Consider the following 9,000-nt stretch of genomic DNA (forward strand, 5'->3'; position numbering starts at 1 on the left):
TACCCATGTTAGCCGGCCTGTTGTGCCGGCTTTATCGTTAGTGATGCCAAGCAATTTCGGAGTATGTGATGTCGACACCTTTTGATCCTTGTTCTCTAACCTTGACTGAAGCAATGACAGGGCGACCATCACCATCGCCGCTGCAATATGCGTTCGCGGCCAAAACTGGTGCTCACGCTGGTCGTGGCGGAACCCCGCCGATGACAGCAGGCGCGGCTCGGCAGCAATTATCGTCGTTACTTGCACAGTCGTCTGCCAGCAGCCAAGGTAGAGCCTTGTACGTGCATATTCCGTTTTGCCGGGTGCGTTGTAGTTTTTGTAATTTCTTCAAATACGCCGCCTCTGCTGAACTCATGGCGAACTACTTCGATTTGTTATTGCTCGATTTAGAACGCAAAGCGGTGCAGCCTTGGTCACAAGCACAGCCATTTGATGCGGTTTATATCGGCGGCGGTACGCCGACCGACTTAACTGCGGCGCAAATTTTCACCTTGGGTCAGCGAATTCAGCAATGTCTACCATTGGCTGATGATTGCGAAATAACGCTGGAAGGTCGCCTCAACAAGTTTGACGATGACAAATTTGCCAGTGCTTTGAAAGCTGGCTTCAATCGCTTTTCATTTGGTGTGCAAAGCTTTGATACGCAAGTGCGCCGAGCGGCCAAACGACTCGATGACCGCGAACCACTGCTGGCTCAGCTCAAACGTTTGACTGCCAGCAATGCCGCCACCATAGCCATTGATTTGATGTATGGGCTGCCGCATCAGACGGCCGATAGTTGGCAGCAAGACCTAGAAGACACGCTGAGCGCAGGCGTTGATGGGGTTGATTTATATCAGCTGATTCAGTTCAAAGGTTCAGGTATCGAGCGCGATGTTGAAAAAGGTCGCATTACACAGCCGATGGATTCGCCGCAACGCGCCTTGTTGTATCAGCAGGGCAGTCGTTATTTTGCTCAGCATGGCTTGAAACAATTGAGTTATTGCCATTGGGCAACGAGTAACAAAGAGCGTAGCCGCTACAATTCATTGGCAAAATCAGGCGCGGAGATCTTGGCTGTCGGCGCAGGTGCCGGCGGTAGTTTAGCTGGTTTTGGTTACATGCAGCCGCGCGATATCGAGCCGTGGCAACAAGCCATTGAGAACAATCAATGGCCGGTCGCCATGATGATGGTCAAGCCTGCTAATTACCTCCAAGATGCAGCGTTGGTTGGCGCTTGTGATACTGGTCTATTGACGCCAGCGCAAATCGGCGCGGCTCGTTTTCGGGCAGCACAGCCGCTCTTTGCCAAATGGCAACAGCATGGATTAGCTAAATTGAACATCCAAGCGGGACAAGACTGTGTTGAATTGACCACAGCCGGTAAATTCTGGTCGGTGAACATGGCCAATGGTATGTTGCAATACCTGAATCAAAATCCACAAGCAGTCGAGGCGTGCGAAACAGCAGCATGACAACGAATCACATTAGCTGGGCCAGTTTATGGCAACAAATTAAGTGCCATAAAGCCACTTTGGTAAAGGCTCATGTTATTGCTATTTTGGCGACGCTGATCAGCGTGCCCATTCCACTCATGATGCCTTTGATGGTTGACGAGGTATTGCTCAATCAACCCGGTATCGCGGTTGATTGGATGAACCGTATGTTGCCGCAAAGCTGGCATTCCAATGGCGGTTACATCGCGGCGATCCTGCTTGCTGTTGTGCTGTTGCGGTTACTGTCATTGGCATTGACCGTGTTGCAATCACGCCAATTTACCATCATCGGCAAACAAATCTGTTTATCGGTTCGCCAGCGTTTGTTGGCTCATCTACCCAAAGTGCAACTGCAGCAATACGAAACTCAAGGCTCCGGCGGTATTAGTGCGCGTTGCATTACTGATGTGGATACCCTCGATCAGTTTATTAGCAGCTCGGTGTCGAAGTTTCTTGTGGCGGCGTTGTCGCTGGTTGGCGTGGCCGCCATTTTACTGGCGATTAGTTGGCAGCTCGGGCTGTTCATTTTATTGCTCAATCCGGTGGTGATTTATTTTTCACAGCTGTTTGGTAAACGGGTTAAGCAACTAAAAGTGAGAGAAAACGCAGCCACCGAGGCATTTCAAAGTTCGTTGATCGAAACCCTCGATGCTATTCACCAATTACGTGCCATTCGGCGCGATGGTCATTACTTTGCAAAAGTCGGGCAGGCGGCCATTGAACTCAAAGATAGGGCGATTGCTTCGCAATGGAAAACCGAAGCCATGGGCCGGTTTAGCTTCACCGTGTTTCTAGTTGGTTTTGAGGTGTTTCGTGCCGTTGCCATGATGATGGTGCTGCTTTCCGATTTAACCATTGGTCAGATGTTCGCAGTGTTCGGTTACTTGTGGTTCATGATGGGGCCGGTACAAGAGCTGCTGAATATGCAGTACGCCTGGTTTGGCGCAAAAGCGGCTATGGGCCGGTTAAATGCGGTGCTCGATTTACCATCTGAAGTTGCTGAAAAGGGCCAGATCGACCCGTTCGACCGAGCGCCGACGGTTGCTTTAAGCTTCGAACAAATCGATTTTGCCTATGGCGATAAGCCGCCAGTTCTGAAGCAGGTCAACTTGGCTATACCGGCTGGCAAAACCGCGGCGTTGGTGTCGATGAGCGGCGGTGGTAAATCAACCTTAGTTCAACTGCTGTTGGGGTTATATCAACCGCAAAGCGGCACGGTCCGTTATGACGGCCATGCAATCGAGCATGTTGGGGTCGAAGCGGTACGTGCCAATATTGCCACGGTGTTGCAGCAGCCGGCATTGTTTAATACCAGCTTGCGTGAAAACCTGACGATGGGTGCCGATCATAGCGATGATGCCATTTGGCAAGCATTGGCAATTGCCGAGTTGGATGATTTTGTGCGCGAGCAAGATCAGCAACTTGAGACCATGGTCGGGCGCAATGGCGTGGCTTTGTCAGGTGGCCAACGACAACGTTTGGCGATCGCCAGAATGGTATTAAGCGATCCCAAAGTGGTGGTGCTGGATGAGGCCACTTCGGCTTTGGATGTCGCGACCGAAGCCAAGGTGTTGGCGAACTTGCAGCGTTTTTTGCAAGGCAAAACGACGCTGATCATTGCCCACCGGCTCAGTGCTATTGAGCAAGCTGATGAGATTTTTGTCCTCGATGATGGAACGATCAGCCAACGCGGCTCTCATCAGCAGCTTCTTTCCGAGGCTGGACTGTATCAAACACTCTACGGGTCGCAGGTGGTCTAGTTTTACGCCTTGTTGACGAAATGCTTATTCCGGTGCGTATAGCGCAGGCAACAATTACCATTATATCGGTGACGCTCAAGTCCATCCTTGGAACGCTCTACACCCGGCATCCATGCCGGCTGAAGCACCTCATAGCAGTATTTGCTGCCTGCTTGACTGTCACAAATCTATGTTGGCGCGGGAAAGCGATGAGTTATTTATTGCCGTCGAATAGCTCCCGTAGCAGCGACACTTCGCTAAAGCCTTGCTCTCTTAGTCGCTGGCCAAGTTCTGGGATTAGTGATTTCACTTCGCCTTGTTGGCGAAATATTTATTCTGGTACGTATCGCGCAGGCAACAATTACCACTATATCGGTGACGCTCAAGTCCATCCTTGGAACGCTCTACACCCGGCATCCATGCCGGCTGAAGCACCTCATAGCGGTATTTGCTGCCTGGTTGACTGTCACAAATATAAGTTGGCACTGCCCGCTCTTTCGCTTGCGAGCGGATAACAAAAAGTCATTATTGTCACGATAAATAAATTTCGTTTTGCAGAAGCAGCAACGCGCTCTATCGTGCGTTCAAACTATCACGAGATGTTTTACGCAATCTGGTAACAGGGTGAACGCAATGAGTATTCGACATGGCCACAAGGCTTACTACGACTTTGTAAAGTTCCCACGAGGATTCAATAAAACGGGTGATTTCACCCTAAAAGAAGCCGATTTGTTGACTCATTTTGGCCATACGTTGGTCGCACTTGAGCAACGGCAGCTGCAGCCGCTGAACTCCGAAGAGCTGCATTTTGTTGATGTTGTATCGGGCTTAACCGAGCCGCAAACCTTGCTTGAAAAAGCCTGGCTCAAATACATCAAGCTGAGCCGTTGCCACCGTGCATTTCATGGTTTATGTGGCAGCAAGCGTTCGCTATCTGAACCAGTGGTGGAAAGCGATAGCGATAACGATGATTATTTTGGCGATTAGCGATTAGCGATTAGCGATTAGCGATTAGCAATTAAAGGGCGTTGGTAAATGACAATGAGTCGATTATTAATCGGCAATTTAGAGCTTTGCAGCTTACCTGATTTAGGCATAAGCGATTTGGAAGTACGCATCGATACAGGAGCGAAAACATCATCGCTACATGTCGACAATTTGGTTCGGCTGCAAAAGCACGGTCGCCCTTATGTTCAGTTTGATCTTCATCCAGATGTTTACGACCTGGCTCATACTGTTAGTTGTGAAGCGCCGCTGCATGACTCTCGGCGGATCAAATCCTCGAATGGTGAAGCTGAACAACGCTGTGTCATCAAAACGATGTTTGTGATCGGCAATGAGCAATGGCCAATTGAAATCACCCTGACTAATCGGCAAGACATGAGTTACTTAATGTTGCTGGGACGAGAAGCGATGGCCGATCGTGTTTATGTTGACCCGTCATCAACGTTTTTGATTGATAGCGAAAGCAACTAAAAGTAGGTCGTAGCCCGCTTTCATGGTTTCGCTTCGCTACTAAATGGCGCGGGCGGGTTAAATAAAAAATCGGGTAATTGCATTTTGTAGCCGGGTGGCAGCAACTTTAACTGTTCGGCATCTTCAATGTAGAACTGACGCCGCTCTAGCAGATTGGCCTGAGCTAACATGGCCTGAATAATTTCGGAGTGATAAAGCTTGGCTTGATAGCTGCCATCCGCTAATGCCAACGCCATGCCTCGCTCAACTAACGCCTTTAATTCTGGTTGATCGGCGGCGACATAGAAATAAAGCACCAACGGGTAAACCAGCAGAATGTTCTTTTCTACTGTCAGCCCCATATCTTGCCGAATCGCCAGATCCGGCCAAGGCTCATGCGCGCCCAACGGCATGTAATCGAAGCGCTTGGACGCCAACATTTTCCACAGCGCCTCGTTTTTGGTTGCCGTCATTACTGAGAACCCAGCACGCTTTAAGATTTGCGTATCGCCCCAGAATGCCCCTTGGCCAACTTTCAGCTCTTTTAACGGATCGAGCGAATAGATCGAGTCGAACCGCTCTTGCTCACCTTGTCTAATGACGAAAATTCGAAAACCCGTTAGTCCCATAAATATCGGCTGCTTAATGGGTACCACATATTCATCGGCACTGAAGCCAGCACTGGCCCAATGAATGCTGAGCACACCTTTTTTGACTAATGCAGCTTTGCGGCCATCGGTAACGAAAATAGGCAGCGGTTGGTAGCAAATATTGGCTTCGGTCTTACTCAGAGCAAGTTTCAGCAGGGATAGAACAAGTTCGCTTTTGCGGGTTTCTAGCTTTGGATGAGTGAGGGTGAGATCACAGGCCAAACACAGGTTCGGTATGGCAACCAACAACACCATCAACTGCTTCCAGCCCATCAATCACGATCCTGTCGGCTAACCTGTCGTCAGTATAGCCAATGGCGCTATTTTCTCTCGACCAATTACTGCTATTTGCTGGGTTGATCCGATTGCAGCAAGAACGCGGGCAACTCCATCACATAACCTTCAGGCAGCAGTTTGCTCAATTCAGCATGGTGAATCTGAATTTGGCGCCGTTGGCTGATATTGGCATGGGCTAAAAGTGACTGAATCATTTCTGATTGACGGAGCAGTTGTTGATAGCTGCCGTCGGTGGTGGCACGTGCCATCCCTTGGCTTATTAGAGCCTTGAGCTGCGGGCGTTGAGGGCTGACATAAAAGTACAGTACCGACGGGTACACCAGCAGCAGATTTTGCTCGACGGTCAGGTTCAACTCCGGCCGCAGCGCAATGTCTTTCCACGGTTCATGGGCACCGAGCGAGATGTAATCAAAACGGTGCGATGCCAGCATCTTCCACAATCGCCGCGCTTGGGCGGTGGTAACTACATCAAAACCTGCGCGTTGTAGTAATTGGGTGTCGCCCCAAAACAAGCCTTGGCCAACCCGCAATTGTTTTAAGTCATCGGCGCTCTTGATGTTGTCAAAGCGGTGTTGTTCGCCTTGTCGGATCACTAATACCCGAAAACCAGTCAGACCAAAAAAGATCGGCTGTTTAATCGGATCGGCGTAAGTATCAGCGCTGGAGCCAGCACTGGCCCATTGTACGCTCAGTTGGTTGCTATTGATGAGGGCCGACTTGCGCGCCTCGGTCACCACCAATTGCAACTGTTGGTAGCAAATATCGGCGTCCGTCTTACTAAGAGCGAGTGATAGCAGCGAAAAAATCAGCTGATCTTTACTGGATTCAAGGGGCGGATGGGTCACTGTGTGCTGGCATGACGATGCGATTGCAGGCTTGATCAACACGCCCAAAATGGCCACACAAACGATCAATGGGGCTTGCAAAAACTTCATAGCCAAGGAGTCCAGTGTTGGTGAAATGGGGGCCGCAATGCAGATGTTTTTGAATGCAGCCAATACTACCAGACCCTACCATGGACCGGTAAAAAGACTGTAGCACCTCAGGACGAATTTAGTCACCGAAAACCACGCTGCGTGGCTTTGCGCTTAACCGGTTTTAATGATTACAGATTTTGTCAGCGGCTGTGTTAAAGCCATCATCCGATTCGACAAATTTGCCGCGCGCGGCGAGAAAATCAATCAATTCATCGGCATCCATATCGCTGGCGCTGCAGGTGTGGAACTTAGTCGCTGGGCCAAATTTTTGTTCAATCGCTTGCTTTAGTGTGGCGCGAGTAAATTGCTGCTCTGAATCGAGCATCATGTGCATTACTTCGTGGCCGTGAACGGAATCAGTCATTGTTGTGCTCCGAATGCATTAATGAGTTGGCAGTGTGACCAATGTCTCGCTTGAGAATGCTGATCTAACTCAAAGCGACGGCGACATTTTTTACGCGACGTCTGCGCGGACTTAATTTTTGCGGCGAATTAACATTTTATAGTGTTTTTCAACTCGGTAAAAAATGTTTATAAATCAGTATATTTGTTATTCAAATTTCGCGATTGTGTAAATTAATTACGTTGTTTAAGTGGTTTTCACCGTTAATTTGGCTAAAAAGTGTGTTTTTTTCGGTTGATTCTATTGTTTTATGAAATTTGCAAAAAAACGGTGTAATTAAGGTTCAGATCAAGTTTCGTTTGGCTGAACCCAGTAAGCTTTTCAACGCTTAACAGCCCTCTAATAAGTGGCACAAATTTATAACAAGTACGTAAGGGTAGATTAAATGTCTGATTCTGGAGAATTGGGTTACGCGGAGCAACGTCGTCCGGCGGCGTCATTTGATAGCCGTGAAGACTTTCTTAATCATGAGCTGGAAATTACCAATGTAAAGCGATGGGGCATTAACCTGCCATTTCGCGATTTCGGTATTGAAATCGAAGATTGGGTACCAGCGCTAGCAGCAACGATCGGTAAGATCGTGATGGTGACAGCAATGGTGGCAGCATTTGCTGCCCAATACGGCCTATCACCAGAATTTGTGGCTGAAAATGTTCGTTTTGAGCTGTTGATTGCCGGTGTTTTGTTTGTTGTTCTTTTTTCTGCGATTTTGAACCCAGCAGCCAACTTGGCTGGCACGCACGGGCCGATGATCCCGCTTATTCCGCTCATTGCTTTGGCCGGCGGACACCCGCTTGCGCTGGGTATCATGGTCGGCATTTTCGGACTTCTGCTGAGTTTCTCCAAAGGCGGCTCGCGTTTGGTCAATGCGACTGGCGAAGGGGTTCGTGGCGGACTACTCATTTATTTGGGCGCCGTGGGCACCATCAGCCAGATCAGTAAGCTAGGCGGCTGGGCGGCTGGTATCGAAATGAGCACAGTATCGTTCGGCGTTATCGTCGTCACTATTGTGCTGTACGCTTATTTAGCTCGTATTCAGAAACGTTGGTTGGCGATTCCATTGTGTTCGGCCATCGCCGGTATTGTTGCTTACGCCATGGGCGCACCGTTTGAGTTTGTCACTGAACCTGGTTTGCCAAATATGAACCCATTCTACTGGTGGGGTGAAGACACAGGTTGGCAGTTAGGCTGGCCGTCATTCGAACAATACATCGCGGTGATTCCGTTTGCGGTCTTGGCCGTTGCGATGTGGTCTCCAGACGTATTAGGACACCGTGTATTCCAAGAATTGAACTACCCGCCAAAGGCGAAAAAAGTGCTAATGAACGCCGATGACACCATGGCCGTTGCTTCGATTCGCCAGATCGTCGGTGTAAGCCTGGGTGGCGGTAACTTGGCGTCTTCTTGGGGTACGTACATGATCCCTGCTGCAATTGCTAAGCGCCCAATTCCTGGCGGTGCAATTCTGACCGGTTTGTTGTGTGTGTTGGCCGGTATCTTTGGTTACCCAATGGACTTGGCAATGTGGGAACCAGTATTGCGCGTGGCGCTGTTGGTTGGTGTATTCCTGCCGTTGCTAGAAGCCGGTATGCAGATGGTTAAAGATTCCAAGAACTCACAAAGTGCTGGTATCTGTATCTTCTCTTGTGCCTTCGTAAACCCTGTATTCGGTTGGGCTCTAACCATGTTGCTCGACAACTTGGGCTTCATTGGTGACAAAGAGCGTCCGAAGCAATTGTCTACTCTAGACCGTCTGTGGTTGCCACTGGTTGCCTTCGTTGTGTGTGTTGGCTCTTTGGCTTTGGTCGGTCAGCTACCGGGTATTCCTGCACTACTGTAATTTTTCCAGAGAGACTCAATGGACTGAACTCTCACACTTCTCTGATAAAAAAGCCGCCCGATAAATCGGGCTGTCTCTTATACACAAATCCCCGCTAAGCAATTGGCGGGGATTTTTTTGAACTTTTTCCGTGAACTTCGATCTGATCTCCACATTACTTTTTT

At 49.3% G+C, this 9,000-nt stretch carries 8 protein-coding genes; 5 read left to right on the forward strand and 3 right to left on the reverse strand.

All coding sequences use genetic code 11. The features are described 5' to 3' along the window. Positions 1 to 68: 68 nt before the first annotated feature. The 4 genes from hutW (at position 69) to IC617_RS18050 (ending at position 4,690) form a co-directional block, all read left to right on the forward strand. Complete coding sequence (hutW, locus tag IC617_RS18035) at positions 69 to 1,454, forward strand: heme anaerobic degradation radical SAM methyltransferase ChuW/HutW (protein WP_191146385.1); 1,386 nt, start codon at positions 69 to 71, stop codon at positions 1,452 to 1,454. Continuing rightward, positions 1,451 to 3,235, forward strand: a complete 1,785-nt coding sequence (locus IC617_RS18040; RefSeq protein ID WP_191146386.1) for an ABC transporter ATP-binding protein — start codon at positions 1,451 to 1,453, stop codon at positions 3,233 to 3,235. The genes hutW and IC617_RS18040 overlap by 4 nt, the downstream gene beginning before the upstream one ends. 612 nt (positions 3,236 to 3,847) lie before the next feature. After that, positions 3,848 to 4,201, forward strand: a complete 354-nt coding sequence (locus IC617_RS18045) for a MaoP family protein (RefSeq protein ID WP_191146387.1) — start codon at positions 3,848 to 3,850, stop codon at positions 4,199 to 4,201. A gap of 54 nt (positions 4,202 to 4,255) precedes the next feature. Next, positions 4,256 to 4,690, forward strand: coding sequence for an ATP-dependent zinc protease family protein (locus IC617_RS18050; RefSeq protein ID WP_191146388.1), 435 nt, complete (start codon positions 4,256 to 4,258; stop codon positions 4,688 to 4,690). Positions 4,691 to 4,710: 20 nt separating this feature from the next. Here IC617_RS18050 and IC617_RS18055 read toward each other — a convergent pair whose 3' ends face one another. From IC617_RS18055 to IC617_RS18065, 3 genes are all read right to left on the reverse strand, one after another. Further along, positions 4,711 to 5,592: a type 2 periplasmic-binding domain-containing protein gene (locus IC617_RS18055; protein ID WP_191146389.1), complete on the reverse strand. Its 882-nt coding sequence runs from the start codon at positions 5,590 to 5,592 to the stop codon at positions 4,711 to 4,713. A 71-nt stretch (positions 5,593 to 5,663) separates the two neighbouring features. Beyond that, complete coding sequence (locus tag IC617_RS18060) at positions 5,664 to 6,551, reverse strand: transporter substrate-binding domain-containing protein (protein WP_191146390.1); 888 nt, start codon at positions 6,549 to 6,551, stop codon at positions 5,664 to 5,666. Between the two features lie 163 nt (positions 6,552 to 6,714). Then, entirely contained in the window at positions 6,715 to 6,957 is a 243-nt protein-coding gene (locus IC617_RS18065; protein WP_191146391.1) for a YecH family metal-binding protein, read from the reverse strand. Positions 6,958 to 7,381: 424 nt separating this feature from the next. On the opposite strand from IC617_RS18065, the gene IC617_RS18070 reads away from it, so the two are divergent. After that, a complete protein-coding gene (locus IC617_RS18070; RefSeq protein WP_191146392.1) occupies positions 7,382 to 8,836 on the forward strand; it encodes a DUF3360 family protein in 1,455 nt (484 codons plus the stop codon). Positions 8,837 to 9,000 lie beyond the last annotated feature (164 nt).

It is taken from the genome of Neiella litorisoli, from assembly GCF_014773395.1.
GTDB lineage: Bacteria > Pseudomonadota > Gammaproteobacteria > Enterobacterales > Neiellaceae > Neiella > Neiella litorisoli.